The 25,637-nt window shown below is 71.1% G+C and carries 25 protein-coding genes, 1 pseudogene and 1 riboswitch; of the genes and pseudogenes, 7 read left to right on the top strand and 19 right to left on the bottom strand.

Translation table 11 applies throughout. From position 1 onward, the window contains the following. Positions 1-97 precede the first annotated feature (97 nt). Positions 98-1,696 (bottom strand): amidohydrolase, encoded by a 1,599-nt coding sequence (locus tag D1369_RS34275; RefSeq protein ID WP_118082800.1) that lies wholly within the window; start codon positions 1,694-1,696, stop codon positions 98-100. A gap of 49 nt (positions 1,697-1,745) precedes the next feature. After that, positions 1,746-2,186: an Lrp/AsnC family transcriptional regulator gene (locus D1369_RS34270; protein WP_006136660.1), complete on the bottom strand. Its 441-nt coding sequence runs from the start codon at positions 2,184-2,186 to the stop codon at positions 1,746-1,748. A 268-nt stretch (positions 2,187-2,454) separates the two neighbouring features. On the opposite strand from D1369_RS34270, the gene D1369_RS34265 reads away from it, so the two are divergent. After that, complete coding sequence (locus tag D1369_RS34265; protein WP_007380627.1) at positions 2,455-2,886, top strand: hypothetical protein; 432 nt, start codon at positions 2,455-2,457, stop codon at positions 2,884-2,886. A 10-nt stretch (positions 2,887-2,896) separates the two neighbouring features. On the opposite strand, the pseudogene D1369_RS34260 reads toward D1369_RS34265, so the two are convergent. Beyond that, positions 2,897-3,762: pseudogene (locus D1369_RS34260) on the bottom strand (phosphotransferase family protein); the annotation flags it as partial. 180 nt (positions 3,763-3,942) lie between these two features. On the opposite strand from D1369_RS34260, the gene D1369_RS44135 reads away from it, so the two are divergent. Continuing rightward, positions 3,943-4,179, top strand: a complete 237-nt coding sequence (locus D1369_RS44135) for a hypothetical protein (RefSeq protein WP_082319367.1) — start codon at positions 3,943-3,945, stop codon at positions 4,177-4,179. Here D1369_RS44135 and D1369_RS34250 read toward each other — a convergent pair. Further along, entirely contained in the window at positions 4,142-5,314 is a 1,173-nt protein-coding gene (locus tag D1369_RS34250; protein ID WP_007380629.1) for an acyl-CoA dehydrogenase, read from the bottom strand. The genes D1369_RS44135 and D1369_RS34250 overlap by 38 nt on opposite strands. A gap of 342 nt (positions 5,315-5,656) precedes the next feature. Between D1369_RS34250 and D1369_RS34245 the strand changes: the two genes are divergently transcribed. Further along, complete coding sequence (locus D1369_RS34245) at positions 5,657-6,889, top strand: glycoside hydrolase family 18 protein (RefSeq protein ID WP_037899286.1); 1,233 nt, start codon at positions 5,657-5,659, stop codon at positions 6,887-6,889. Positions 6,890-6,970: 81 nt separating this feature from the next. Here the strand turns inward: D1369_RS34245 and D1369_RS34240 are convergent, their stop codons facing one another. The 3 genes from D1369_RS34240 to D1369_RS34230 form a co-directional block, all read right to left on the bottom strand. Continuing rightward, a complete protein-coding gene (locus D1369_RS34240; RefSeq protein ID WP_007380631.1) occupies positions 6,971-7,633 on the bottom strand; it encodes a TetR/AcrR family transcriptional regulator in 663 nt (220 codons plus the stop codon). Positions 7,634-7,699: 66 nt separating this feature from the next. Continuing rightward, positions 7,700-7,840, bottom strand: a complete 141-nt coding sequence (locus D1369_RS34235) for an SCO1431 family membrane protein (RefSeq protein WP_007380632.1) — start codon at positions 7,838-7,840, stop codon at positions 7,700-7,702. Between the two features lie 139 nt (positions 7,841-7,979). Further along, complete coding sequence (locus tag D1369_RS34230; RefSeq protein WP_037899287.1) at positions 7,980-9,338, bottom strand: peptidase C39 family protein; 1,359 nt, start codon at positions 9,336-9,338, stop codon at positions 7,980-7,982. 233 nt (positions 9,339-9,571) lie between these two features. On the opposite strand from D1369_RS34230, the gene D1369_RS34225 reads away from it, so the two are divergent. Both D1369_RS34225 and D1369_RS34220 read left to right on the top strand, forming a co-directional pair. Beyond that, positions 9,572-10,192: a hypothetical protein gene (locus D1369_RS34225; protein ID WP_082319368.1), complete on the top strand. Its 621-nt coding sequence runs from the start codon at positions 9,572-9,574 to the stop codon at positions 10,190-10,192. Between the two features lie 432 nt (positions 10,193-10,624). Beyond that, on the top strand, positions 10,625-12,490 hold the full coding sequence (locus D1369_RS34220) for an AAA family ATPase (protein ID WP_007380635.1): 1,866 nt from the start codon (positions 10,625-10,627) through the stop codon (positions 12,488-12,490). Positions 12,491-12,604: 114 nt separating this feature from the next. On the opposite strand, the gene D1369_RS34215 is transcribed toward D1369_RS34220, so the two are convergent. The 9 genes from D1369_RS34215 to D1369_RS34175 all read right to left on the bottom strand — a co-directional run bounded on the left by D1369_RS34215 (position 12,605) and on the right by D1369_RS34175 (position 19,925). Continuing rightward, positions 12,605-13,681 (bottom strand): hemolysin family protein, encoded by a 1,077-nt coding sequence (locus D1369_RS34215; RefSeq protein ID WP_037899289.1) that lies wholly within the window; start codon positions 13,679-13,681, stop codon positions 12,605-12,607. Beyond that, a complete protein-coding gene (locus D1369_RS34210; RefSeq protein ID WP_037899290.1) occupies positions 13,678-15,012 on the bottom strand; it encodes a hemolysin family protein in 1,335 nt (444 codons plus the stop codon). Before D1369_RS34210 ends, D1369_RS34215 begins: the two co-directional genes overlap by 4 nt. 192 nt (positions 15,013-15,204) lie before the next feature. Continuing rightward, positions 15,205-15,663 (bottom strand): PH domain-containing protein, encoded by a 459-nt coding sequence (locus D1369_RS34205; protein ID WP_037899291.1) that lies wholly within the window; start codon positions 15,661-15,663, stop codon positions 15,205-15,207. Between the two features lie 13 nt (positions 15,664-15,676). Then, positions 15,677-16,534, bottom strand: coding sequence for an ATP phosphoribosyltransferase (gene hisG / locus D1369_RS34200; RefSeq protein WP_007380639.1), 858 nt, complete (start codon positions 16,532-16,534; stop codon positions 15,677-15,679). 44 nt (positions 16,535-16,578) lie between these two features. After that, the gene (locus D1369_RS34195; RefSeq protein WP_020117406.1) at positions 16,579-16,851 is read right to left on the bottom strand and encodes a phosphoribosyl-ATP diphosphatase; all 273 of its coding nucleotides are present in this window, start codon (positions 16,849-16,851) and stop codon (positions 16,579-16,581) included. Between the two features lie 34 nt (positions 16,852-16,885). Continuing rightward, positions 16,886-17,371, bottom strand: coding sequence for a 6,7-dimethyl-8-ribityllumazine synthase (gene ribH, locus D1369_RS34190; protein ID WP_007380641.1), 486 nt, complete (start codon positions 17,369-17,371; stop codon positions 16,886-16,888). 24 nt (positions 17,372-17,395) lie between these two features. After that, positions 17,396-18,685 carry a bifunctional 3,4-dihydroxy-2-butanone-4-phosphate synthase/GTP cyclohydrolase II gene (locus tag D1369_RS34185; protein ID WP_007380642.1) on the bottom strand — a complete coding sequence of 430 codons (1,290 nt, stop codon included), beginning with the start codon at positions 18,683-18,685 and terminating at the stop codon, positions 17,396-17,398. Then, a complete protein-coding gene (locus D1369_RS34180; protein ID WP_007380643.1) occupies positions 18,682-19,323 on the bottom strand; it encodes a nicotinamide mononucleotide transporter family protein in 642 nt (213 codons plus the stop codon). Before D1369_RS34180 ends, D1369_RS34185 begins: the two co-directional genes overlap by 4 nt. Then, positions 19,320-19,925 carry a riboflavin synthase gene (locus D1369_RS34175; RefSeq protein ID WP_020117410.1) on the bottom strand — a complete coding sequence of 202 codons (606 nt, stop codon included), beginning with the start codon at positions 19,923-19,925 and terminating at the stop codon, positions 19,320-19,322. Before D1369_RS34175 ends, D1369_RS34180 begins: the two co-directional genes overlap by 4 nt. Positions 19,926-20,071: 146 nt before the next feature. Next, positions 20,072-20,202: riboswitch (FMN riboswitch) on the bottom strand. Positions 20,203-20,571: 369 nt separating this feature from the next. Between D1369_RS34175 and D1369_RS34170 the strand changes: the two genes are divergently transcribed. Then, positions 20,572-21,312, top strand: a complete 741-nt coding sequence (locus D1369_RS34170) for an NAD(P)H-binding protein (protein ID WP_007380645.1) — start codon at positions 20,572-20,574, stop codon at positions 21,310-21,312. A 28-nt stretch (positions 21,313-21,340) separates the two neighbouring features. Here the strand turns inward: D1369_RS34170 and D1369_RS34165 are convergent, their stop codons facing one another. Continuing rightward, positions 21,341-22,612 (bottom strand): ROK family transcriptional regulator, encoded by a 1,272-nt coding sequence (locus tag D1369_RS34165; RefSeq protein ID WP_118082799.1) that lies wholly within the window; start codon positions 22,610-22,612, stop codon positions 21,341-21,343. A 112-nt stretch (positions 22,613-22,724) separates the two neighbouring features. Between D1369_RS34165 and D1369_RS34160 the strand changes: the two genes are divergently transcribed. Beyond that, positions 22,725-23,936 carry an MFS transporter gene (locus D1369_RS34160; protein WP_007380647.1) on the top strand — a complete coding sequence of 404 codons (1,212 nt, stop codon included), beginning with the start codon at positions 22,725-22,727 and terminating at the stop codon, positions 23,934-23,936. Here D1369_RS34160 and D1369_RS34155 read toward each other — a convergent pair. Continuing rightward, positions 23,896-24,354 (bottom strand): thioesterase family protein, encoded by a 459-nt coding sequence (locus D1369_RS34155; RefSeq protein ID WP_007380648.1) that lies wholly within the window; start codon positions 24,352-24,354, stop codon positions 23,896-23,898. The two genes, D1369_RS34160 and D1369_RS34155, sit on opposite strands and share 41 nt — an antisense overlap. Positions 24,355-24,430: 76 nt before the next feature. Continuing rightward, positions 24,431-25,561, bottom strand: a complete 1,131-nt coding sequence (locus D1369_RS34150; RefSeq protein WP_037903123.1) for a glycoside hydrolase family 6 protein — start codon at positions 25,559-25,561, stop codon at positions 24,431-24,433. Positions 25,562-25,637: the final 76 nt, after the last annotated feature.

Genomic DNA, 25,637 nt, shown 5'->3' with positions numbered 1-25,637 from the left:
CTGCGCATCTTCCGACAATGCCCTGGTCAGGGCGGAGGATGCGCAGGTCGCGCGACAGCAGCGCGGGGTCCGATCGATACCGCGCCACCCCCGGAGATCACTCGCCCGGCCGTACGAAGACCGTCCGTCCGCCGACCACGGTGCGCAGGCAGACGGGCAGGTCACGGCCCGGCGTCAGGTCGGGCAGGCCGGGGGTGCCGGAACGGGGGTCCGTGGACCAGCGGGCGACCCGGTCGTCGGGGGCCTGCACGACCAGTTCGCCGGTGTGCCACACGGCGTAGTCGGCGGGGGCGCCGGGCACCAGGACGCCCGCGTCGTCGCGGCCGACCGCCCGCCAGCCGCCGCGGGTGTGCGCGGTGAAGGCGGCACGCACGGAGACGCGGTGCTCGGGGGTGCGGTGGAAGGCGGCCGCCCGGACCGTGCCCCACGGGTCGAGGGGGGTGACGGGGCTGTCGGACCCGAAGGCGAGCGGCACGCCGGCGCGCAGGAGGGCCGCGAAGGGGTTCAGACGGCTCGCCCGCGCCTTGCCCAGGCGCCGGGCGTACATGCCGTCCTCGCCGCCCCACAGGGCGTCGAAGGCGGGCTGGACGGACGCGGTCAGACCGAGTTCAGCGAAGGCGGCGACGGCCTCGGGAGTGAGCATCTCGACATGCTCGATGCGATGCCGGGCGGCACGGACGCGGGCGAGGCCGAGCTTCTCCGCGACGGCGCGCACTCCCTCGACCACGGCGGTCACCGCCGCGTCGCCGATCGCGTGGAAGCCGGCCTGGAGGCCCGCCTCGGTGCAGGCGGCGACATGGGAGGCCACGGCGGCGGCGTCCAGGTAGGCGCGGCCGGAGTGGTCGGCGTCGGTGTACGGCTCGTGCAGGCACGCGGTGTGGGAGCCGAGGGCGCCGTCGACGAAGAGGTCTCCGGCGGCACCGAGCGCCCCGAGCTCGCGTGCCTTGTCGACATCCTGCTCCGCCCAGTAACCGACCACCCGCGGGCCCGGCTCCTCGTTCGCGAGCCGCAGCAGACCCGTGAAGTCGTCCTCGGAGGAGATCTCGGGGCCTGCGCATTCGTGAAGGGTGCCGATGCCGAGGGAGGCGGCGTGGGCTAGGGCGGCGCGCTGGGCCTGCGCGCGCTGGGCCGGGGAGACGGAACCGAGCGCCTTCGCGCGGACGGCGTGGTGGGCGTCGGCCGTGAGGGGGCCGTCCACCGCCCCGAGGGAGGTCATGTCGAGGAGGGCGGTCGTCACCACCGCCGAGTGGACGTCGATGCGGCTCAGGTAGAGAGGGCGGCCGCCTGCGGCCTCGTCGAGTTCCGCGCGGGTGGGAGGGCGGCCGTCGGTCCAGCGGGAGGCGTCCCAGCCGTGGCCGAGGAGGACGTGGTCGTTCGGGCGGGCGGCCGCGAACTCTCGCACGAGACGCAGAGCCGCGGCCAGGGAGGGGGCGTCGGAGAGGTCGAGGCCGGTGAGGGCGAGGCCGGTGGCAGTGGTGTGCACATGTGCGTCGGTGAACGCGGGGGTGACGAGGGCTCCGTCCAGGTCGACGGTCTCGTCCACGCCGTCCGCGAAGGCGTCCGCGGCGCCTTCCGAGCCGACCCAGGCGACTTGGCCCCGTTCCACGACCATCGCTGTGGCGAACGGGTCGGCGGGGCTGTGGACCTCGCCGCGGCGGAGGAGGACGGTGGTCGGCTCGGGGGTGCGTTCACTCATGACCGACAGTTTCTCCCGTCGATCCGCCGGAACCGCACCTGGGGCGACCTCAGATGCGCGGCGGGCGCGCCTCGTACGGAGTGGACAGCACGACCGTCGTCCGCGTCGAGACCCCCGCCAGGGACCGCACGCGCGCCAGCAGCTCCTCCAGCTCGTGCGGGGTCGCCACCCGCACCTTCAGGATGTAGTTCTCGTCGCCCGCGACGCTGTGGCACGCCTCGATCTCGGGGACGCCGGCCAGGCGGTCCGCGATGTCGTCGGGGGCGCTGGGGTCGAACGGTTTCACCGAGATGAAGGCCGTCATGGGCAGGCCCACCGCCTCCGGGTCGACCACCGCGGCATAGCCGCGGATGACACCACGCTGCTCCAGCCGCCGCACCCGCTGATGCACGGCCGAGGTGGACAGGCCCGTGGCCTTGCCCAGGTCCGTGTAACTCATCCGCCCGTCCTTGACGAGCAGCTGCACGATTTGTCGGTCCAGCTCCTCCATGGCGCAAGAACCTACAGTGCGCCTGATCTCCTCGGATACCCGAGCGCCCCAGGTCATGCCCGGTTCGTGATGTGACCGGGAGGTGCCTGTGCGTCTCCTGAGGGACAAAGCCACCGCCACGGGCATCTGCGAGCGGCATGTGACGAAGGCCACACCCTCCGAACGGCCCCTGTGATGTTCTCGTGATTACCGCCACGACCGGACGGGAAGTGCTTGCTGTGGTCGAGGCCGCAGCGCCTTCACGGCCCAGCCCGAGGGGGAGAACCCAATGCAGAGTCTTCAGCGTCCTGGTCGTACCGCGCCCAAGCGCCTCCAGGTAGTCGAGTTCGAGCCGGAGGGCGTCGAACCCGACGCCCTCGACGACGACTTCGACGCGTACGACACCTTCGAGATGTACCGGGTGATCTGCCCGGACTGCGCACAGCCCATCGCCCTGCTGGCGGACGAGGAGACGCTGCCGGAGCACGCGCTGTGCGCCTCGCCGTGGAATCCGTTCGGCCTCACGGTCTGCGCCGGTACGGGCCGCAAGGCCTCCGAGGCCCGGTCCGCGGACGAGTCGGCGGAGCCCCAGGAGCAGGACACGGCCCTGCTGTTGACGCTCCCTCAGGGGCTCGACTGGCGGACCCAGCCGTTCTCGCACGTCGGCGGCCCCGGTTCGCGCCCCCTGCGTGTGCCGGTGATGCGCCGTCAGGCCGCCTGAGCCGCCTCGCTCAATCCCGGTAACTGCCCTGCACCATGGCCCGCAGGCTGCCGTGGTGCAGGATCAGTGTGTCCGGGTCCGCCGGTACGGCCACTTCGCCGAAGTGCGCCTGGCGGTAGGCGATGCGCAGCATGACGATCGCGTGCCGCAGCGCGGCGTACAGCGTGAAGAAGTCCATGTCGTGCGGTGTGTGGCCGGTGAGTTCGGCGTAACGGGCCTCGATCCGGTCGCGGCGCAGGAAGTCCGGCAGCCCGGGCCCGTCGCCGTCCTGGACTGGGAGATGGCGGCCCTGGCCCCGCGCGAGGTCGTCGAAGCCGTCGTAGATCACGTTCCCGATGCGTGCGTCGCCCCAGTTGAGGACGGGCGGGCCCGGGTCGGTCTGCCAGAGTTCCTCCAGCCGGTCGAAGGCCTGCTCGATGAGGGGTGAGCGGGCGAGTCCGTCGACCACCCAGTCGTAGTAGGCGCGTTGGGCGGTGACGTGGCGGCGCAGTGTGTCACCCTCGCCGGGCAGTTCCAGGAACGCCGCTTCCCCCGTGGGGACTTGGTCGTGCAGATGGGCCAACAACCCGATCGTGGCCGCCTCCAGGTGCTCCCGTTCGGCGTCGCTCGCGGCGTGCAGCCAGTTGCCTTCGTAGGTGTAGGGCACGACGTCCGGCGGCACGCGCCCTCGCGCGCGTTCCATGACGAGGAAGGCGCCCCGAGCGGGTCCGGGTCCTCCTCCAGCCACTGCACCCTCGGCATGGGCAGGTCCGTGCAGCGGGCCACCGCGAGCATCGTGCGGTACTGGCGGACCATGTCGTACACCGGGAAGACGGTGTACGCCGAGGAGTCCGCGGCGAGCCGCAACGCGCAGGACCGCAGGGGCGGTTCCTGGTGCACGGGGTACTCGTCGAGCGGTACGGGGCGGTCGTCGGTCATGGCCAACCTCCCTGCCGACGATTGGCTGACGGTACGTCAGGCCGCTGTCACTGGCCAGATTGCTCGGCCGGACGCCCGCGAACTCACGGTCGATTGCGGACAGCGTGACCCGGCCGCCGACTTCCGCGTTGCCCCGGTATGACCCGTACGTATGCACCGGTCGCAGAATCGCTTCCGCCGACCCCGTCCCCCTATCGCCCGGCCCCGCCGGCACCCCAGGACCCGCCCATCTACCGGGATCTGATGCGCACCTGGGCGAGCGGCGGGCGCACGCTGCCGGGGCGCCACGACCCGGAATGGGTTCGGCTCGCGGCGCCGCAGGTCAGGCCAGGTCAGTTCAGCGGGTCTCCGGACCCGCTAGGTGGCGGGCGATGACCATCCGCTGGATCTGGTTGGTGCCCTCGACGATCTGGAGGACCTTGGCCTCGCGCATGTACCGCTCGGCCGGGAAGTCCGCGGTGTAGCCGTAGCCGCCGAGGACCTGGACGGCGTCGGTGGTGACCTTCATGGCGGTGTCGGTGCAGTGCAGCTTGGCCATGGCCGCCTGCTTGGCGAAGGGCCGCCCGGCGTCACGCAGCCGCGCCGCCGCGAGGTACAGCGCCCGGCCCGCCTCGATCTGGGTCGCCATGTCGGCGAGCATGAAGCGCAGCCCCTGGAAGTCGGCGATCGGCCGCCCGAACTGCAGTCGCCCGGTCGCATAACCGACCGCCTCGTCGAGGGCCGCCTGGGCCACCCCGATCGCGCAGGCCGCGATGCCGAGCCGTCCCGAGTCGAGCGCGGACAGGGCGATCGCGAAGCCCTGCCCCTCGTCACCGATGCGCCGGACGTCCGGGACGCGCACTGCGTCGAAGTGGACCTGGGCGGTGGGCGAGCCCTTCATGCCCATCTTCTTCTCCGGTGCCGCGGCGCTCACGCCGTCCGCGTCGGCGGGCACCAGGAACGCGGTGATCCCGCGCGGGCCCTCCTCGCCGGTGCGTGCCATGACGGTGTAGAAGTCGGCGACCCCGCCGTGGGTGATCCAGGCCTTGGTGCCGGTGATCACCCACTCGTCGCCATCCCGGGCCGCCCTGGTGCGCAGCGAGGCCGCGTCCGAGCCGGACGAGGGCTCGGAGAGACAGTAGGCGCCGAGCAGTCCGCCGCCGAGCATCGCGGGCAGATGCTCGACCTGCTGCTCCTTGCTGCCGTAGGTGGCGAGGGCGTAGGAGGCGAGGGTGTGCACGCTGACGCCGAGGCCGACGGTGAGGCGGGCCGCGGCGAGTTCCTCGAGGACCTGTAGGTAGACCTCGTACGGCTGGTCGGCGCCGCCGTACTCGGAGTCGTAGGGCAGGCCGAGCAGGCCGGTGCGGGAGAGCAGGGTGAAGACCTCGCGCGGGAATTGCCCGGCGTCCTCCTCCTCGGCCGCCTTCGGAGCGATCTCGCGCTGCGCGATGTCGCGGACGAGCGAGATCAGATCCCGGGCCTCGTCCGTGGGCAATTGCCGGTCCACCGGCTGCGGGGCGCGGTCGGGCATGGCGACGCTCTCCTCCCTGTAGGGCGCTGGCGGGCGCACGCCGTGGGGTGGGGCGGCTCCGCAGGTCTCACTGGACGCCGGTCGCTGCTCGCGGCTCCCGGGTCACGGAAGCTGCTGACCAGCGGCTGCGCCCTGTGAGTATGCCCGAAAGGAGACACCCGGTCACTGGTTAACGACCGCTCACTTCAAGATATCTCAGGGCGCCGACAAGCGGTCCCGAATCGACCCGGGATTGGTCCGAACCATTGACCGGGTGGTCTAGTCCTCCTACTCTTCCGGCAGCGCTTCATCGCGTTCATGCCAAACGGCTGGCGTTCCCCTCTCCCCCACGAGGAGACACCGATGCACCTTCCCCACCGCGCCCGCTTCCGGGCGCTGATCTCCGCCGCGTGCTGCGCGGTCCTCGGCGCGGGCCTGCTGGCCGGCGCGAACAGCGCCACCGCGGCCGCCGCGACTCCGCAGGTGAAGGCGGCCGGCTCCAAGGTCGTCGGCTATTTCACCGAATGGGGCACCTACGATCGCAAGTACTACGTCAAGAACATCGAGACCTCCGGCTCGGCGGCGAAGCTGACCCACATCAACTACGCCTTTGGCAACGTCACCGGCGGCAAGTGCGCGATGGGCGACGCCTACGCGGCGACCGACCGGACCTACACGGCGGCCGAATCCGTGGACGGGGTCGCGGACACCTGGGACCAGCCGCTGCGGGGCAACTTCAACCAACTGCGCGAGCTGAAGAAGAAGCACCCGGGCCTGAAGGTCATCTGGTCGTTCGGCGGCTGGACCTGGTCGAGCGGCTTCGGCGAGGCCGCCCGCAACCCCGCCGCGTTCGCCCAGTCCTGCTACGACCTGGTCGAGAACTCCAAGTGGGCCGACGTCTTCGACGGCATCGACATCGACTGGGAGTACCCGAACGCCTGCGGCAACACCTGTGACACCAGCGGCAGGGAGGCGTTCAAGAACCTGATGGCGGCGCTGCGTGCGAAGTTCGGCAGCGGTTCGCTGGTCACCGCCGCGATCACCGCGGACGCCACGGCCGGCGGCAAGATCGACGCGGCGAACTACGCGGGCGCGGCCCAGTACGTCAACTGGTACAACCCGATGACGTACGACTACTTCGGCGCCTGGGACGCGGCAGGACCGACGGCCCCGCACTCACCGTTGAACTCCTACTCCGGCATCCCGAAGGCGGGTTACTACACCTCGGCGACCATCGCCAAGCTCAGGGGCCTCGGCATCCCGGCCTCGAAGCTGCTGCTCGGCATCGGCTTCTACGGCCGCGGCTGGACCGGCGTGACCCAGTCGGCGCCGGGCGGCACCGCGACGGGCCCGGCGGCGGGCACCTACGAACAGGGCATCGACGACTACAAGGTGCTGAAGTCCAAGTGCCCGGCGACGGGGACGGTCGGCGGCACCGCGTACGCCAAGTGCGGGAACAACTGGTGGAGTTACGACACCCCCGCGACCATCGCGACGAAGATGACGTACAAGAACCAGCAGGGCCTGGGCGGCACCTTCTTCTGGGAGCTGAGCGGGGACACCACGAACGGCGAGCTGATCAAATCGATCAACTAGCCGGGATCAGGTCATGAACTGACCGGTCCCACGGGGGACTTGGGGCGGGGGACCACGAGCCTCCGCCCCAGCTCGTGGCCGTCAGTCGCCGCGGCGGGCCGGTTCCGGGGCCGGATGGGCCGGGTCCAGCTCCTCGATGGCACGCATCGAGGCGCCGAGCGTCTTCACCAGGAGGTCGCGCATGGTGTCGCGGGAGAGCTGGGGCGGGCCGTCGATCCAGTCCAGGGTGGCACCCTCGACACTGCACACCCAGGCGAGCAGCCCCATGCGGGCCAGCGGGGAGATGTCGGTACGGCCGTACGCCCCTTCGGCGATGGTCGCGACGATCGCCTCCCGCACCCCGTCCCGGATGGCGTGCACCTCGGCGTCGAAACCGACACCACCGCTGACGACGGTCCGGTAGGCAGCCTGGTTGTGCTCGGCGTACCGCAGATAGCTGTCCAGGGTGCGGTGGACACGGTCCACCTGCTCCATCTCCAGACCGCTCGCCGCGTAGGTGACCAGGTCGGCGACGGAGTCCTGGATGATCGCCAGGTAGTAGCCCCGCTTGGACTGGAAGTAGTAGTAGATCAGCCCCTTGGCGACATGCGCCTGCTTGGCGATGTCGTCCATGGAAAGCGCGTCGTAGGACGTGTCCGCGAACAACTTCCGCCCGATGGCGATGAGTTCGGCGCGGCGCGCAACCGAGCGCTCGGTGCCGCGGGCCCGCGGCCGGGCGGCTTCACGCTGATCACTGATATTCAAATTTCGCCCCTGGTCTCGGGCTGGCGGCGGGACATCCGCAGTATGTCAGGTCACTTGTGGATCAGGTCACAGGAGACCGAGCTGCGTGACCAGCATCGCGATCACCGCGACGAGGGTCCAGCCCGCGACCTGTTCGAGGACCTTGGGACCGTGGTCCTCGGGGCCGCCGGTACGGGTGCGGGCGGCGGTGGCAGAGTGTGCGGTCATGGCGTCTCGCTGATCTCGGAAGTACGGTCGGATCCCCCCGCCGATCCGTCCACCTTGCCACCTCTCGTCGCTTATGCGGCCGAGACCTTGGTCACAGCGAACGGCCCCCGACGGATGCCGGGGGCCGTCGCACGGCGGCTCAGCGCACGCCCACCGCCGCGAGCGCCTTGCGCTGGCGCAGGGTCGGGCAGGCGGGGAAGTACAGATAGCAGACGCCTCCGGTGCCGGAGACGACCTTGCCACTGGCGTTGTACCGCTTGGTGCGCAGCCAGATGTTCTCCCACTCGCGCCGCTTGTAGACGCGCCGCACCGCCTCGTCGCTGGGCGAGGCCGGGTCGTTGGCGATCACATCGCCCTCGGCGGTGAAGCCGATCACCGTCATGAGGTGGCCCGAGGTGCCGTAACCGGCTCCCGTGAGCTCCTCCTTGAGGAACGACTGGGACGTTATGGCCGGGATGCCGGCCGCGATCAGGGTCTCCAGGTCGGTGAGCGAGCCGAGCCGGGTCACCACGCCCTGGAGGTCCTTGAAGGTGGCCGCGTAGGCCGCGTTGAACGGCCAGTTGCCGCAGCCCGCGTACTGGTAGTCGTAGGTGTACCGGGCCGCGTGGCAGACCTGCGGGTCGGCGTACGACGGGTCGACCCAGGACAGCTGCTCCTCGGTGAGCCGGCCGCCCCAGTACTCGATGATCATCTGTGAGGAGGTGGGGCTGCACCAGGCCTCGCCGCCGTTGTCGTACTCCGGGTACTGGCCCTTGTGGATCTCCTGCGAGTAGCGCGGGACGATCAGTTCGCGGGCGACGCCGGGCACGGTGGCCGGCACGGTGAAGCGGTCCGGAACGTCCGAGCCCATCGCGCCGAGCCGCCAGACGGTCGGCGTGTTCTTCGCGCCGGGCTTGCGGTACAGGGTCAGCCGCAGCCGGTACGAGGCCAGGCGCAGCCCGGTCGACGGGTCGTCGATCGCGAAGGTGTCCGTCCAGATCGTGCTCTTGCCGTCGGTCTGGTCGTCGACCGAGGTCCGCTTGATGTCCCCGTCGCCGGCCGCCCAGCGGCCCATCACGAACCAGGGGGTGGCCGTGCCGTCGGAGTAGGTCCCCTGGAGTTCGATCTGGATCCAGGTACCGGCCGGGGTGTGGGCGTTCCAGGACGCGATCACCTCGGTCGAGGGCACGGCGAGCGGGTGGACCGGCGAGGTCCAGGTCGCGTACTCCCAGGTGGCGGTGGTTTTGGTGTGCGGGTCGGTGTACTCGGTGGTGCCCGCGGGGGCACTGATCACGACACCGGGGCGGCTGCCCGCGACAGCACGGGTGCCGTCGGCGGTGCCACCGCGCCAGTCGGTGTACGTGGTCCAGGCGTGGTTGTCGACCGGGCGGGCGGCGGTGTCGTCGGGTTCCGCGGTGGTGTCGTCCGCGGCGGTCGCGGGGCTAGCGGCTCCTGCCACCGCGGCGGCGACCGCGACAGCCAGAACGGTTCTACGGGACGGCTGTTGGGCTCTGCTCATGGGTGGGAAGACCCCCAGGTGTCCGATTCGGAGCGGGCCGATGCACGGTTGTGCGCCAACTATGAACGAGGCGGCATGCTCCGGCCAGCACTTCGGCCCGTGCCACGCCCATGAACATTGGTCTCGTCCACTGGCATGACCTGGGAAGCTGCGATTCCGGCGGCGATCACAGGCCCCTCACTAGACTGGACGGGCACGACCGCCCATCCGTATGAGCACCTCAGGAACTCGTCATCCACTTCCTCGCCTCCCGGCTCCGCCGGCTGCCCCCGTCCTGCGGCCCGGTCCGTCTGATCGGCGTCGACGGGCACGCCGGTTCCGGAAAGTCCACGTTCGCCGGGCGGCTGGCCGACGCCCTCGGCGGCGCGCCGGTGCTGCACCTCGACGACATCGCCAGCCACGAGGCGCTCCTCGGCTGGACCGGGCGGCTGCTGGACGAGGTGATCACCCCGCTCGGCCGTGGCGAGACCGCGCACTACGCCGTCTACGACTGGCACGCCCGCCGCTTCGGACCGTCCCGGACCCTGCCGCCCGCACCGGTGATCCTCCTGGAGGGGGTCGGCGCGGGCCGGCGCGCGCTGCGGCCGCACCTGGCGCGACTGCTGTGGATGGAGTTGCCACCCGAGGAGTCCTGGGCACGCGGCCGCTCCCGGGACGGGGCGGAACAGCGGGAGTTCTGGGAGGGATGGGTCAGGGCGGAGCAACGGCATTTCGCCGAAGACCCCTCCCGGCCCTACGCCAACCTCCTGGTACGGCAGTGCCGGAAGGGATACACGCTCACCAAAGGGGCGGCCGGGACCGTTGGACCGGACCACGATGTCACCCACGGTGACGGTCCGACGGCGATGTGTTGAACCTGTGAAGACCCACCAGTAGGAACTTGCCTGAGTCGCCCAACTCCGCTTGACCGAGGGGCCGTACAGGTCTTACGTTCTGAATGTGCGGCCGTTCGAGGCCGCCCGCAGTCGCGAAGCCCCCGGTTGTTCCCCCGTGATCGGGGGCTTCGTTCTGCCCTCACACGGATTTCCGGACGCCGTGAGGCGTGATTCGGTCACCCTCGGTCACCACCCGCGGTGCGCCTCATCTGCTCCCACCTCGTCAAACGGCCTGTGCGGCACCCTACGGCGAGCGACACCACCGCAGGTACGATGCCCTCGGTGCGACCTACGGACGACTGCTCTGCGCACCGTTGCAACTCCGGTCCGCGGCACAGCGGTTGGACGAAGGCGGCCACCGGGCGTCGGCCCGGTGGTGAAACCACGGGGGCACGGTTTGTGGGGGACGTGATGGATTTCGGCACGCAGGGCCCCGAGGCCCCGGCCGACCTCGCCTGGCTGCGAGGTGTGGACGCCTACACGATGGGCGCCTATCCACAGGCGGAGGAGGAGTTCCGGGCCGCGGTACGGATCGATCCCGGGATGGCCGACGGCTGGCTCGGACTGCACGCGCTGCGCGTCGACACGACGACCGCGCTGCTCAGGATGTTCCGGCACCGCGAGCGCTTCGGCGAACAGCGCGCACGGCACCGGCGCACCCTCAACTCCTGGTACTGGCTGGGGTGGTGGGTGCAACCGGTCCTCGAGAGCCCGCGTGACCTGCTGCTCGCGCACGCCTCGCACTGGCTGGACGGCCGCCATGTCCCGGAGCTGGACCGGGCCCTCGCGGGCCTGCCCCCCGTGGACACCGACCACCAGGTCCGCTTCCTGCACGCCTGCCGCGCCTATCTCGTCAAGGACTGGGAGCAACTGGTCCGGCACACCGACCCGTTGATCGACGACGCCATGCTCGGCATCGAGGCCGGCCTGTTCGGCGGCATGGCCCGGGTCCGCCTGGAGATGTACGGCCAGGCCGAACCGCTGCTCTCGGCGGCCCTGATGCGCTGTCGCAGCGAACAGCCCCAGCGCAAGGAGCTGCGGTACTGGCTGGCCCGGGCGCACGAGGGGACGGGCCGATCGGCGGCCGCGCTCCCCCTCTACCGGGCCGTGCACCGCGTCGACCCGGCCTTCATGGACACCTCGGCCCGGCTCGCCGCGATCGCCGAGGGCGACGGGTACGACGACCCGGCCGACCTCGCGGCGATCACGCTCACCGGATTCGGCCAGGACGTGCTGGAGGGACCCGACGGCATCGACCCGCTGTTCGGCATCGAGGGCCGGGAGCTGAAGCTCTCCGCCCCGGAGCCGCCGTCGAGCGGTCCGCTGCCCTCCATGACCGACCCGGCCGGACGCGAGCGGTCCGGAGTGCCGACGGGGCCGCTGCCCGCGGGGCCCACCGATCCCGCCCTACTCGAGGAGGCGCTCACCGAGCTGGAGCGCATGGTGGGGCTGGAGCCCGTGAAGCGCCAGGTCAAGGCCTTGTCCGCCCAGTTGAACATGGCCCGTCTGCGGGCCGGGCAGGGCCTGCCGGTCCAGCCGCCCAAACGTCACTTCGTCTTCTCCGGACCCTCCGGCACCGGCAAGACCACGGTGGCCCGCATCCTCGGGCGCGTCTTCTACGCCCTCGGCCTGCTCGGCGGCGACCACCTCGTGGAGGCGCAGCGGGCGGACCTCGTCGGGGAGTACCTCGGCCAGACGGCGGTCAAGGCGAACGAACTGATCGACTCGGCCCTCGGTGGGGTCCTCTTCGTCGACGAGGCGTACTCCCTCTCCAACTCCGGTTACGGCAAGGGGGACGCGTACGGCGACGAGGCACTCCAGGTGCTGCTGAAGCGGGCCGAGGACAACCGGGACCACCTGGTCGTGATCCTGGCGGGCTACCCGGAGGGCATGGACCGGCTGCTCAACGCCAATCCGGGGCTCTCCTCCCGCTTCACGACCCGCGTCGACTTCCCGTCGTACCGTCCCCTCGAACTCACCTCCATCGGAGAGGTGCTGGCGGCGGAGAACGGTGACGTCTGGGACGAGGAGGCGCTGGACGAGCTGCGCTCCATCGCCGGACACGTGGTGGACCAGGGCTGGATCGACGAGCTGGGCAACGGGCGGTTCCTGCGGACGCTCTACGAGAAGAGCTGCGCGTATCGGGATCTTCGGTTGTCAACGTATCCGGGAACGCTCAGTCGCGACGACTTGTCGACACTGCGGCTGCCGGATCTGATGCAGGCGTACGGGGAGGTTCTGTCGGGGCGGGGGCCGCAGGATCCGTCGGCGATGTAGTTCGTCGGCTGCGGGCCGGTGGGGGCTGGTCGCGCAGTTTCCCGCGCCCCTTAAAGCAGTGGGTGCAGCGCGGGGTACTACGCGATCAGCCGCCACTCGGCCGCGACCGGAAAACTACGACGCCAACGCCTCCTCGCTGCTCCGAGGCTCAGTGACCCGGACCTCCGGCAGGTCCCGGTGCGCGGGGTCCCGTACCTCTCCCACCAGCAGTTCCAGTACGTCCTCCAGGGCGACCAGACCCAGCACCCTGCCGGACCCGTCCGCCACCTGGGCCAGGTGGGTCGCCGCACGCCGCATCACCGTGAGGGCGTCGTCGAGCGGCAGGTCGGACCTGAGCTTCGTCATCGGCCGCCAGATCTGCTGGGGCACCGCCCGCTGCGAGTCCTCCAGGTCCAGTACGTCCTTCACGTGCAGGTACCCCATGAAGGCGCCGTTCTCCGCGGCGACCGGGAAGCGTGAGTACCCGGTACGGCCGGTGAGTTCGATGATCTGGCCCGGGGTCACCGAGGGACGCACCGTCACCAGCGACTCGCGCTTCAGCAGGACGTCGGTGACGGGGCGCGAGCCCAGTTCCAGCGCGTCCTCCAGGCGTTCCTGTTCCTCGGGGTCCAGCAGGCCCGCCTGGCCGGAGTCCTCGACCAGCCGGTTCAGCTGTTCGCTGGTGAAGACCGCCTCGACCTCGTCCTTGGGCTCGACGTGGAAGAGCCGCAGGATGGCCCGGGCGCAGGCGCCGAGGGCGATGGTGATCGGCCTGCAGAAGCGGGCGAAGTAGACCAGCCCGGGGCTGAGCCACAGCGCGACCTTCTCCGGGGCCGCCATCGCGAGGTTCTTCGGGACCATCTCGCCGATGACGAGGTGGAAGAAGACGACCGCGGCCAGGGCGATCACATAGCCCAGGGGGTGGATCATGCCGTGCGGCAGGTGGACCCACTCGAAGACCGGCTCCAGCAGGTGCGCGACCGTCGGTTCGGCGACCGCGCCGAGCGTCAGCGAGCACACGGTGATGCCGAACTGGGCCGCCGCCATCATCTGGGGCAGCCGCTCCAGGCCGTACAGGACCTGGCGGGCGCGTGCCGTGCCGAGCGGTTCGACCTGGCTGCGGCGCACGGAGACGAGCGCGAACTCGGCGCCGACGAAGAAGCCGTTGGCGAGCACGAGCAGGGCTGCGAAGAGGAGTTGGAGCACGCTCATCGGGCGGCCTCCATGACGTTGACCGCGGGGACCGTGCGGACCAGGCGGACCCGCTCGGCACGGTAGTGCCCGACCTGGCGGACGGTGAGCCGCCAGCCGGGCAGTTCGGCCCGGTCGCCGACGGCGGGGATACGGCCGAGCAGGTCGGCGACCAGCCCGGCGACGGTCTCGTACGGCCCCTCGGGCACGTCGAGGCCTATGCGCTGGAGGATGTCGACACGGCAGCTGCCGTCGGCGTCCCAGGCGAGGCGGCCGTCCTCGGGCGGGGCGGCGGCGAGTTCGGGGACGTCCTGTCCGTCGTGCTCGTCGCGGACCTCGCCGACGATCTCCTCGACGATGTCCTCCAGGGTGACCACGCCGGCCGTGCCGCCGTACTCGTCGACGACGACGGCGATGGGCTGCTCGTTGCGCAACTGGGCCAGGAGGGGCTGGACGGGGAGGGTCTCGGGCACCAGCAGCGCCGGGCGGGCGATGCGGGCGACGGGGGTGCGCAGCCGGTCCTGGACCGGGACGGCCAGGGCGTCCTTGAGGTGGACCATTCCGACGATCTCGTCGATCTTCTCCCGGTAGACGGGGAAGCGGGACAGGCCGGTGGCGCGGGTGAGGTTGACGACGTCCTCGGCGGTGGCCGAGGCCTGGAGCGAGCTGACCTTCACACGCGGGGTCATGACGTGCTGCGCGGTCAGCTCGGCGAGCGAGAGCGTGCGCACGAACAGGTCCGCGGTGTCCTGTTCCAGGGTGCCGGCCTGGGCCGAGTGGCGGGCCAGGGAGACCAGCTCGCCGGGGGTGCGGGCGGAGGCCAGTTCGTCGGCGGGCTCGATGCCGAGCGCGCGGACGAGACGGTTGGCGACCGCGTTGAGCGCGGCGATCACCGGCCGGAACAGACGGGCGAAGGCGTGCTGCGGGCCGGCCACGAAGCGGGCGACCTGCATCGGCTTGGACACCGCCCAGTTCTTGGGCACGAGTTCGCCGATCACCATCTGCACGGCAGAGGCCAGCAGCATGCCGACGACGACGGCCACTCCGGAAACCGCGCCCTCGGGGACGCCGAGGGCCCTGAACGGGCCGTGCAGCAGCTCCGCGAGGGCCGGTTCGGCGAGCATGCCGACGACGAGGGAGGTGATGGTGATGCCGAGCTGGGTGCCGGAGAGCTGGAACGACAGCTCCTTGAGCGACTCGGCGACCCTGCGGGCACGACGGTCGCCTTCCGCGGCGGCCTTCTCGGCGTCCGTGGCCTCGACGGTGACGAGGCCGAACTCGGCCGCCACGAAGAAGCCGTTGGCGAGAATCAGCAGGAATGCCGCTCCCAGGAGCAGCAAGGGGATGGTCATGCCGCCGCCTCGATATCGCGCTCGATATCTCGGGAGGGGGCGGCGCAGGTACTACAGGACGATCCGTCCATCGCTGGAGGGAGTCACTCCTCGGGTAGCAGGAACAACGTAAGGCGGAGGCGCAAGGAAAAACGCCTCCGCCAACAGATTAATCAAGACATGGCCGACTGCGGCAGGGGAGAAGCCCCTGAGTCAGCCCTGATCTTCGTCGGAGCGGGCGGTGGAGCGGGCCTCGGCGAGCGCCCGCAGGGCCTTCGCGTCGGCGATGGCCTGCTGCTTCGCGATGCCCGGCTGGATGCCGAGGGCGGGCAGGCTGGTGCCGTCACTCAGGTTCAGGAAGACCCAGGGGTCGCCCGGGCGGAGGTTCACCTGGATGATCTCGGCCCATTCCAGATGCCGGCGGCCGGCGATGTTCTGGACGGTGACCCCGGACTCGTCGGCGACGACCTTCACCCTCGCCAGCAGGAACAGCACACCGGCGAGCAGGGCCGCCGTGACGATGAAGCTCAGGCGTTCGCCGGGGCCCAGCTGCTCCAACAGGAGAGCGATCACCGTGATCGTCACGAAGATCGCGACACCCGCGGTGATGAGCACGGCCCGGGTGCGGCCCGGCCGGAAGGTGACGGGGAGGGTGGGCGGTTCGGAGGACATCTGCGGCATTCCCTCACAGACGGCAGGCGTGGATGGCCGTCGTCAGGATGGCCCGCGCGCCGATGTCGTACAGGTCGTCCATGATCCGCTGCGCCTCCTTGGCGGGGACCATCGCGCGGACGGCGACCCAGCCCTCGTTGTGCAGCGGGGAGACGGTCGGCGACTCCAGGCCCGGGGTGAGCGCGACGGCCTTCTCCAGCTGCTCGACGCGGCAGTCGTAGTCCATCATCACGTACGTCCGTGCCACCAGGACGCCCTGGAGGCGGCGCAGGAACTGCTGGACCTTCGACTCCGCGGCCTCGTCGGCGTCGGCGCCGGTGCGGCGGATGACGACGGCCTCGGACTTCATGATGGGCTCGCCGAAGACCTCCAGGCCGGCGTTGCGCAGGCTGGTGCCGGTCTCGACGACGTCCGCGATGACCTCGGCGACCCCGAGCTCGATGGCGGTCTCGACGGCGCCGTCGAGGTGGACGACGGAGGCCTCGATGCCGTTGTCGGCAAGGTGTCCCGCGACGATTCCCTCGTACGAGGTGGCGACCGTCTTGCCCTTGAGGTCCTCGACGCCGTTCGCGGTGCCCGGCTTGGACGCGAAGCGGAAGGTGGAGCGGGCGAAGCCGAGCGGGAGGATCTCCTCGGCGTCGGCGCCGGAGTCGATCAGCAGGTCGCGGCCGGTGATGCCGATGTCGAGCTGACCGGAGGACACGTAGATCGCGATGTCCCGGGGGCGGAGGTAGAAGAACTCCACGTCGTTGACCGGGTCGACGATCCGCAGTTCCTTGGACTCACGGCGCTGCTGGTAGCCGGCCTCATGCAGCATCTCCCCCGCGGGGCCTGACAGGGAACCCTTGTTGGGGACGGCGATGCGCAGCATGAGGTCGGCTTCCTTTGCTCTGAGGGGTGGTTTCGGCGACTGGCTTACAGGTGGGCGTAGACGTCGTCGAGGGAGATCCCGCGCGCGACCATCATCACCTGGACGTGGTAGAGCAGCTGCGAGATCTCCTCGGCGGCCGCCTCCTTGCCCTCGTACTCGGCGGCCATCCAGACCTCGGCGGCCTCTTCGACGACCTTCTTGCCGATGGCATGGACACCCTTGCCGACCAGCTCCGCGGTGCGGGAGGTGGCGGGATCGCCGTTGGCGGCCTTGTGCTGGAGCTCGGTGAAGAGCTCCTCGAACGTCTTATTGGACATGGTGGCGCCCACTTTACGCGTAAGCCCGGACCACCTAGTGCCACGGTTCAGATACTGAGCGGAGGGTGGCCGCCGTGGCCACCGCCGCCGTCACCGCCTCGTGCCCCTTGTCCTCGTTGGAGCCCTCGAGGCCGGCCCGGTCCAGGGCCTGCTCCTCGGTGTCACAGGTCAGCACGCCCATGCCGACGGGGACACCGGTCTCCACCGAGACCTGGGTGAGGCCCTGGGTGACGCCCTGGCACACGTACTCGAAGTGCGGGGTGCCGCCGCGGATGACGACGCCGAGGGCGACGATCGCGTCGTAGCCGCGGCCCGCGAGGACCTTGGCGACGACCGGGAGCTCCCAGCTGCCGGGGACCCTGAGCAGGGTCGGCTCGTCGATGCCGAGGTCGTGCAGGGCCCGCAGGGCGCCGTCGACCAGTCCGTCCATCACCTTCTCGTGCCACTGCGCCGCGATGACGGCGACCCGCAGGTCACCCACGTTGCGTACGGACAGCTCCGGTGCACCCTTGCCGCTCACGTTCTCGAACTCTCCTCGAAGTGCTTACTGGTTGCTGCAGGTGGACACCGGGGTGGTGTCCAGCCAGGGCAGGTCGTGGCCCATCCGGTCCCGCTTGGTGCGCAGGTAGCGGAGGTTGTGCTCACCCGCCTGTACGGGCATCGGCTCTCGCCCGGTGACCTTGAGGCCGTGCCGCAGGAGGGCGTCGGACTTGTCGGGGTTGTTGGTCATCAGGCGCAGGCTGCGGACACCGAGGTCCTGGAGGATCTGGGCGCCGGCACCGTAGTCCCGGGCGTCGGCGGGCAGGCCGAGCTCCAGGTTGGCGTCGAGGGTGTCGTGGCCCTGTTCCTGGAGTTCGTACGCCCGCAGCTTGGACAGCAGGCCGATGCCGCGCCCCTCGTGGCCGCGCAGGTAGACCACCACTCCCCTGCCCTCGGCCTGGATGCGCTCCAGGGAGGCGTCCAGCTGGGGGCCGCAATCGCAGCGCAGGGAGCCGAAGATGTCGCCGGTGAGGCACTCGGAGTGGACGCGGACCAGGACGTCCTCGCCGTCACCGATCTCGCCGTGGACGAGGGCGACGTGCTCGACGCCGTCGACGGTGGAGCGGTAGCCGTACGCCGTGAAGGTGCCGTGAGCGGTGGGCAGCCGGGTCTCGGCCTCGCGGCGGACCGTGGGCTCACTGCTGCGGCGGTAGGCGATCAGGTCCTCGATGGAGATGATTGTCAGGCCGTGCTTGCGGGCGAAGGGGATCAGTTCGGGCAGCCGCAGCATCCGGCCGTCCTCGCCGGCGATCTCGACGATCGCGCCGGCCGGGCGAAGTCCGGCGAGCCGGGCGAGGTCGACGGCGGCCTCGGTGTGACCGTTACGGGTGAGGACGCCTCCGTCCTTGGCGCGCAGCGGGAAGATGTGGCCGGGGCGGACGAAGTCGGTGGGCCCGGCGGCGCCGCTCGCGAGAAGCTGGAGCGTGGTCGCGCGGTCGGATGCCGAGATCCCGGTGGTCACGCCGTGGGCGCCGGACGCGTCCACGGAGACGGTGAACGCGGTCTTCATCGACTCGGTGTTGTCGTCGACCATCTGCGGCAGCTTGAGCCGGTCCAGTTCGTCGCCCTCCATGGGGGCGCAGATCAGGCCACGGCACTCGCTCATCATGAAGGCGACGATCTCGGGGGTGACCTTCTCGGCGGCGACGACCAGGTCGCCCTCGTTCTCGCGGTCCTCGTCGTCGACGACCACGATGGGGCGGCCGGCCGCGATGTCGGCGATGGCCTGCTCGACGGGGTCCAGCGCGAAGTCCTCGAACCCGTCGGTGCTGTACAGAATCGGTGCGGCGGTCATGCCGGCGCTCCTTCCATGACGGGCCGCGCGGACTCACGCGAGCGCAGCCACCAGTCGCGCATGCCCCACAGGACGAGCGCGCCGTAGATGACGTAGACGAAGCCGGAGAAGGCGTAGCCGTTGGCGAAGTTCAGCGGGACGCCGACGAGGTCGACGAGGAGCCAGGCGAACCAGAACTCGACCATGCCGCGGGCCTGGGCGTACATGGCGACGACGGTGCCGACGAAGATGTAGGCGTCCGGCCAGGGGTCCCAGGACAGGCTGGGGTAGGCCTTGAAGAGCAGGGCGACTGCGACGGTGCCGACGGCGGCGGCGCCCACCAGTGCTCCGCGCTCGCGCCAGGTGGCGAAGCGAGGAGCGATGTGCCCGTCGCCGGACTGGCCCTTGTTGCGGTTCCACTGCCACCAGCCGTACAGGGCGACGACCATGACGACGACCTGCTTGCCGGCGCTGCCGGTGAGGTGCCCGTAGAAGGCGCCGAAGAGGATGAGGCCGGAGGCGAACTGCACCGGCCAGCTCCACAGGTTGCGCCGCCAGCCGAGGGCGAGGGCGATGAGGCCGAGTATGTTGCCGATCATGTCCGACCAGAGGATGTGCTGGCCGAACAGGGTGAAGGCCTCGGTGTTGAGGGAGTTCACTTTCCCGCCCCCTGACCGCTCGCGAGCAGGCGCTCGACGTACTTGGCGACGACGTCGACCTCGAGGTTGACCGGGGCGCCGGGCTGCTTGAGGCCGAGCGTGGTCAGGGCGAGGGTGGTGGGGATGAGGCTGACCGTGAAGTAGTCGGGGCCGGCATCCACGACGGTGAGGCTGATGCCGTCGACCGTGATGGAGCCCTTCTCGACGACGTACCGCGAGAGGTCCGCGGGGAGCGAAATCTTGATGATCTCCCAGTTCTCGGAGGGCTTGCGCTCCAGGACCTCGCCGGTGCCGTCCACATGTCCCTGGACGATGTGTCCGCCGAGGCGCGCGCCCACGGCGGTGGGGCGTTCCAGGTTGACGCGGGAGCCGACGCCCAGGGCGCCGAGACTGGAGCGGTCGAGGGTTTCGGCCATGACGTCGGCGGTGAACTCGTCGCCCTCGTGGTCGACGACGGTGAGGCAGACGCCGTTGACGGCGATGGAGTCCCCGTGTTTCGCGCCCTCGGTGACGACGGGACCGCGCAGTCGGAAGCGACAGGCGTCGCCGAGGTTCTCGACGGCGGTGATCTCGCCCAGCTCTTCGACGATTCCGGTGAACACTTCCCGGGTCCTCCCTGCCTCTTGGGGCACGGACTCCGGGGCTGTCGATGACGACAGAATGAACGAGCGGGGACACCGGAGGCGACGCCGGACGCACTCGTCCCTCAGGACGAACGGATACGACGGCGCGCACGAATGCCCGCCCGCCGCGCACTGCCTCCCATCCGGACTTTAACCGTCGGTCCAGGAATTTCACCTGGTCAACCGGCCGCTGGAAGCGGCCGGGTCGCGGACTGTAACCGCCGGTTCGGACTTTCACCGACCCCGGAGTGCGCTGCTTCTGGTACAGAGCCAGTCTGCCACGCCTGATCGACGTCCATACAGGTGATGGATGTGGGGTGGCTCACAGACGCTACCGATGGACATGTCGGGACCGGCCTCCCGGCCGATTCCCAACAGGCGGATGGCGCAGATCCATTGACGTAATGGTCTAGTCCTTTTTAGGGTCGGCGTGCGTGGACACCCGTAGAGACGGGCCCGGCGGCGGTGACGACGGCCCTTGCCCGCCGCCGGGTCTCCTTCCCTGGTGAGAGTGCGTCCGGGCGGCCCGTCACCAGGCGGATGTCACATCCGGGGGCGCTGTGCCGTCTGTGGGGTGACAGGGCGGTCCGTCCGGGAGCGCCCGACGTCCCGAGGGGATGGACAGATGACCACGATCCTGGTGACCGGTGGCACCGGAACGCTGGGCCGGCTCGTCACCGAGCGGTTGAAGGCGGACGGGCACGAGGTGCGGGTGCTGAGCCGGCACAGCCCGCGGTACCCGGTCGATCTGCGCGAGGGCGGGCCGGGGTTGGACGCGGCCGTCGCGGGGGTGTCGGTGATCGTGCACTGCGCGAGCACGCCGCGGGGCGGGGACGAGCGCTCGGTGCGGAACCTGCTGGACGCGGCTCGACGGGCCGGGACGGGGCATCTCGTGTACATCTCGATCGTCGGGGTGGACCGGGTGCCGTTCCCGTACTACCGGACCAAGCTCGCCGTGGAGCGGATGATCGAGGAGTCGGGGATCGGGTGGACGATCCTGCGGACGACCCAGTTCCACGATCTGCTCGTGACGCTGTTCCGGGGACTGGCCAGGCTGCCGGTGGTGTTCGTACCGGCGGGAGTCCGGGACCAGCCCGTCGAGGTGGCCGAAGTGGCCGCGCGCCTGGCCGAGTTGGCGACGGGGGCACCCGCGGGGCGGGTGGCGGACATGGGCGGGCCTCAGGTGCGTACGCTCGCCGATCTGGCCCGTGCCTGTCTGCGGGCCACCGGAAGGAAGCGGCCGGTGGTGAGTGTGCGGTTGTTCGGGAAGGCGTACCGGGCGTTTCGGGCGGGTGGGCATCTCGCGCCGGAACAGGCGGTGGGGAAGGGGACGTTCGAGGACTACCTGCGGGCCGGCGGGAGCTGATCGCGCCCGCCCGGGCGGAGCCGCATGATCAGGCAGGGCCCCGGCGCCCCTGGAGGGGCGCGAACAACTCGTCCTGAGCCCTCTCCCTCGCCGTGAGCAGGGCGCCCCGCAGGACCGCCCCTCCTCCCAGCGCGCTCGCCCGCACCTCCGTGGGCAGCGGTGACATACGGCGGACCCGCCGCTCCACTCGCGCCGCGAGGTCCGCCCCACCGGCCCGGCCCACCTCACCAGCCAGGACCAGGCAGCCCGGGTCGAGGATGGCCACGACCGCGGCGACTCCCACGGCGAGCCGGTCGGCGAGGGCGTCGAGGAAGTCCGTCGCGGCACTCGCCACCCCTGCCGTCGCCGCACTCGCCCCCGCCACCGTCGCGGCGCTCGCCCCCGCCCCCGCCACCGACGCGGCGCTCGCCACCGCATCCCGGACCACGCTCGCGGCCAGCGGCTCGTACCCCTGCGTCTCGACCGTCAGCCCGTGCCGCTCCGCCAGGGCCACGATCGCCGCCGAGCCCGCCAGCGAGTGGAAGCCCCCCTCGCAGTCCACGGCCGACGGCAGTCCCGCCGTGCCCGGCACGGGCAGGAAACCGATCTCCCCCGTGCCGCCCGACGCCCCCCGGCGCAGGGTGCCCTCCAGGACGACGGCCGCGCCCGTGCCGTGACCGAGCCACAGCAGCACGAAGGTGTCCCGGTCCTTGGCCACCCCGTCGCGCTGTTCCGCCAGCGCCGCGAGGTTGGTCTCGTTCTCGACGTGGACGCGGGTCTCCGGGAGCCGCTCCTGCAGCGCCAGCACCAGCCGCCGGTGCCAGGCAGGCAGGCCGCCGGAGTCGCGGAGTTCACCCGTGGCCGGGTCGATCAGGCCGGGGGCGCCGATGCCGACGGTGTGGAGTTCGGGCACCCCCGCCTCCTTCGCCGCCCGCTCGACCAGCGCGACGGCCTGCTCGACCGCGGGCCCGGTCCCCGTGTCCCCGCCGATGGGCACCGACGCCTCGGCCAGCACGCCTCCCAGCAGGTCGGAGACGACGACGGAGACGCCCTCGGTGCGGACGTCGAGGGCCGCGAGATGGGCCTGGTCGGCGACGATGCCGTACAGCTTCGCGTTCGGGCCGCGGCGCTGCTCCCCCGACTCCCCGACCACGTCGATCAGTCCGGCGGCGGCCAGGCGCTCGACGAGGTCGGCGACGGACGGCCGGGACAGTCCGGTGAGCTGCTTCAACTGCCCTGCCGTCAGCGGGCCTTCCTGCTGGAGCAGGCGCAGGGCGAGCCGGTCGTTGATGGCCCGGGCGGTGCTCGGGGATGCGGGCATGCCGGGAATCCTCTCAGATCCGCGTGCCGAATACGCGCTATCTATCAGGCAGGGTGCCTGATAGTTTACGGCGGCAGCATGGACAGCACGAGGATCCGGGAGGGGCCCGACCATGAGCGATGTGGTGTACGCGCCGGCAGAGGTACGGCGGGCCCGTTACGCCGTGGCCGCCGTGTTCGCCGTGCACGGGGCCGTGACCGGGTCGTTCGCGACCCGGGTGCCGTGGATCCAGGACCATGCCTCGGTGAGCGCCGGCCAGCTGGGCCTCGCGCTCGCCTTCCCCGCGCTCGGCGCGTCCGTGGCGATGCCGCTGGCGGGAAGTGTCAGCCACCGCTTCGGCGCCCGGAACGCCCTGCGCGGTCTGATCACCCTGTGGACGCTGGCCCTGGTGCTGCCCTCCCTCGCCCCGAACCTCCTCACGCTCTGCCTGGCCCTGTTCGTCTACGGCGCCACCGCCGGCATGGCGGACGTGGCGATGAACGCGCTCGGCGTCGAGGTGGAGAACCGGCTGGGCCGCTCGATCATGTCCGGCCTGCACGGCATGTGGAGCGCGGGTGCCCTGATCGGCTCGGCGGCCGGCACCCTCGCCGCACATCTGGGCTCGGACGCCCGCCTGCACCACGCGCTCGCGTCGGTCACCCTCACCCTGCTCGGCCTCTTCTTCTGCCGCTGGGTGCTGGACCTCCAAGCCACCGAGGACGAGGAGCCGCCGCCCCGGTTCGCACTGCCCCCGAAGTCGGCGCTGCTGATCGGCGCGGTGGGGTTCTGCGCGGTGTTCGCGGAGGGCGCGAGCCTGGACTGGTCGGCGGTCTATCTGCGGGACCAGCTGGAGACCTCGGCCGGACTCGCGGCCGCGTGCACCACCGGTTTCACGTTCACCATGGCGGTCGCGCGGCTCGTCGGCGACCGGATCGTGGACCGGTTCGGTTCGGTGCGCACGGTCCGGGCGAGCGGGGTCATGGCCGTGCTCGGCGGGCTGCTCATCGTGGTCGCGAACCATCCGGCCGTGGCGATGGGCGGGTTCGCGCTGATGGGTCTCGGTATCGCGGTGGTCGTGCCGCTGTGCTTCGCAGCCGCGGGCCGCAGCGGGCCCAACCCCAGTCTGGCGATCGCCGGAGTCGCGACGATCACCTACACCTCGGGGCTGATCGCCCCGAGCGCGATCGGCACGCTGGCCCAGGCCACCAGTCTGGTGGTCTCCTTCGTCCTGGTGACCGTCCTGGCCGGCGGTCTCGTCGCCTTCGCGGGTGTGCTGCGCGCCGGCGACCGCGACCGCCCGAAGGTCAGTCCTGCGGCCGCAGCAGTTCCCGACCGGCGGCCCTGAAGCCCTCGCTCCAGGGCGTGGGGCGCAGCGTCTGCGGGTCCAGCCGGACCAGCACCCGGGTACCGCGGGCGTACGTCGTGACCCCGTCCGCGGAACAGAACCGGAAACCGTAGGTCAGGCCGGTGGTGCCGAGCCGCTCCAGCCAGAGGTGAACGGCGTAGGGGCCGGTCCGGGTGACCGGGGCCTCGTAGCCGATCAGCAGCTCCTTGACCACGTTGCAGGCGTCCCCGGCGCTCGCCCAGTCACCGTCGAAGCGGATGCCGCGCTCCTGCCAGAACTCGGTCCAGGCCCGCTCGACGAGCAGCGGATAGCGAGCGTTGTGGAGCATGCCCAGGGCGTCCAGGTCATCGAAGTGGACGGTGACCGGGATCAGCCGTCCGTAGGACAGGGCGGTGGCGAGGGCGGCTTCGGCGGTCACGGCGGGGCTCCTGGGTGTATACGACAACGACCCCTATCCTAAGCGGTCGCTCACCCCGACTGGCGTGGCGGTCCGCCTACGGCACGGCCAGGTCGTAGGCGTACGACGGGCTGAACGTGCCCGGTGTGCCCCTGCAGCCGTCCGACTCCCCCGGCAGCTTCACCCACAGGTAGGCGTCGATCTTCGCCTCGCCGGTGCTCAGGGTCGGGGGCCGGCCGATCTTCCGGCCCGCCGGGTCGCACCACTCGCCGTCGGGCGGGGCGCCGTTGCCGTTGCGGCTGGTGTCGATGACGGCACCCAGGGTCGACGGTCCGGCAAGGGCGTCGAGGACCCGGCGGTCGTAGGCGATCTCGGCGGACGTGGTGTGGAAGTTGGAGACGTTGCTGAAGATCCCGTCGGAGGAGGCGGCCGAGGCGGCGCCCGCCTGCTTGAGCAGGGCCGCCTGCTCGGCCGCCGGACGCCAACCGGAGTGACCGGCGTCGTAGTAGACGCGGGCCCTGGGGTTCGCGGCCTTCAGGACGCGGCCCGCGCGGGCCAGCGAGGCGAAGCGGTCGGCGCGCCCGGCGTCCGAGAGGCAGTCGGACTGGGCGATCGAGTCGGGTTCCAGGACGACGACGACCTCGGTCGAGCCGAGCCCGGCGGCGAACCGGTCGATCCAGGCGTCGTACGCGCCGAGGTCCGGTGCCCCGCCCTCGGAGGCGCCGCCGCAGTCGCGGTCCGGGATCGCGTACGGCACGAGCACCGGAACCCGGCCCTGCGCGGCACCGCCCGAGGTGACCGCGCGGACCCGGGAAGCGATGGTCGCCGGGGTGTAGTCGGCGAACCAGACCGCGGCCGGCCGGTCGGCGATGCGGGCCGCTATGACGTCGGCGCGCCAGTCGCCGGGGTGGTCCTGCACCCAGTCGAGGACCTGGGAGTCGGGGTGGCGGTAGAGGCGGGTGGTGGGCCGGGCCTTCGCGGAGCGGGGGCTCGCCTTCCCGGGGGACGGTGACGCGCTCGCCTTCCCGTTCCCGGAAGCCGAGGCGGAGGAAGAGGCGGAGGGGGAGGCCGGACGGGACGCCGACGGCACGGCGGACGGCGAACTCCGGCTCGGGGAGCCGCTGACGAGTCCGGGCCGCGCCTCGTCGGAGCCGTACCGGTCGTCGAGCGCGGAGAGCATCCCGGTCGCGGTGCCGACGGCGACCACCACGGAGGCCGCCGCGACCATCACACCGCGGCCCGTGGCCCGCCTGCGCGCGGCGCGGCGCGCGGCCAGCCGCTGGGCACGTGAGCCTGCCACCCTG

It is taken from the genome of Streptomyces sp. CC0208 (assembly GCF_003443735.1).
In the GTDB taxonomy this organism is placed as follows: domain Bacteria; phylum Actinomycetota; class Actinomycetes; order Streptomycetales; family Streptomycetaceae; genus Streptomyces; species Streptomyces sviceus.
Note: the sequence above shows the minus strand (reverse complement) of the source record. Positions and strands in the feature narration are given on the sequence as shown.

What these genes read in the sequence shown, in the direction of transcription:
- D1369_RS34170 (WP_007380645.1), top strand. Translation starts at nt 20,572, where the DNA reads ATGACCACGATCCTGGTGACCGGTGGCACCGGAACGCTGGGCCGGCTC.
- D1369_RS34195 (WP_020117406.1), bottom strand. Translation starts at nt 16,851, where the DNA reads ATGTCCAATAAGACGTTCGAGGAGCTCTTCACCGAGCTCCAGCACAAG.
- D1369_RS34160 (WP_007380647.1), top strand. Translation starts at nt 22,725, where the DNA reads ATGAGCGATGTGGTGTACGCGCCGGCAGAGGTACGGCGGGCCCGTTAC.
- D1369_RS34275 (WP_118082800.1), bottom strand. Translation starts at nt 1,696, where the DNA reads ATGAGTGAACGCACCCCCGAGCCGACCACCGTCCTCCTCCGCCGCGGC.
- D1369_RS34250 (WP_007380629.1), bottom strand. Translation starts at nt 5,314, where the DNA reads ATGCCCGACCGCGCCCCGCAGCCGGTGGACCGGCAATTGCCCACGGAC.
- D1369_RS34265 (WP_007380627.1), top strand. Translation starts at nt 2,455, where the DNA reads ATGCAGAGTCTTCAGCGTCCTGGTCGTACCGCGCCCAAGCGCCTCCAG.
- D1369_RS34210 (WP_037899290.1), bottom strand. Translation starts at nt 15,012, where the DNA reads ATGACCATCCCCTTGCTGCTCCTGGGAGCGGCATTCCTGCTGATTCTC.
- D1369_RS34215 (WP_037899289.1), bottom strand. Translation starts at nt 13,681, where the DNA reads ATGAGCGTGCTCCAACTCCTCTTCGCAGCCCTGCTCGTGCTCGCCAAC.
- D1369_RS44135 (WP_082319367.1), top strand. Translation starts at nt 3,943, where the DNA reads ATGACCCGTACGTATGCACCGGTCGCAGAATCGCTTCCGCCGACCCCG.
- D1369_RS34205 (WP_037899291.1), bottom strand. Translation starts at nt 15,663, where the DNA reads ATGTCCTCCGAACCGCCCACCCTCCCCGTCACCTTCCGGCCGGGCCGC.
- D1369_RS34150 (WP_037903123.1), bottom strand. Translation starts at nt 25,561, where the DNA reads ATGGTCGCGGCGGCCTCCGTGGTGGTCGCCGTCGGCACCGCGACCGGG.
- D1369_RS34220 (WP_007380635.1), top strand. Translation starts at nt 10,625, where the DNA reads ATGGATTTCGGCACGCAGGGCCCCGAGGCCCCGGCCGACCTCGCCTGG.
- D1369_RS34245 (WP_037899286.1), top strand. Translation starts at nt 5,657, where the DNA reads ATGCACCTTCCCCACCGCGCCCGCTTCCGGGCGCTGATCTCCGCCGCG.
- D1369_RS34185 (WP_007380642.1), bottom strand. Translation starts at nt 18,685, where the DNA reads ATGACCGCCGCACCGATTCTGTACAGCACCGACGGGTTCGAGGACTTC.
- D1369_RS34270 (WP_006136660.1), bottom strand. Translation starts at nt 2,186, where the DNA reads ATGGAGGAGCTGGACCGACAAATCGTGCAGCTGCTCGTCAAGGACGGG.
- D1369_RS34165 (WP_118082799.1), bottom strand. Translation starts at nt 22,612, where the DNA reads ATGCCCGCATCCCCGAGCACCGCCCGGGCCATCAACGACCGGCTCGCC.
- D1369_RS34235 (WP_007380632.1), bottom strand. Translation starts at nt 7,840, where the DNA reads ATGACCGCACACTCTGCCACCGCCGCCCGCACCCGTACCGGCGGCCCC.
- D1369_RS34230 (WP_037899287.1), bottom strand. Translation starts at nt 9,338, where the DNA reads ATGAGCAGAGCCCAACAGCCGTCCCGTAGAACCGTTCTGGCTGTCGCG.
- hisG (WP_007380639.1), bottom strand. Translation starts at nt 16,534, where the DNA reads ATGCTGCGCATCGCCGTCCCCAACAAGGGTTCCCTGTCAGGCCCCGCG.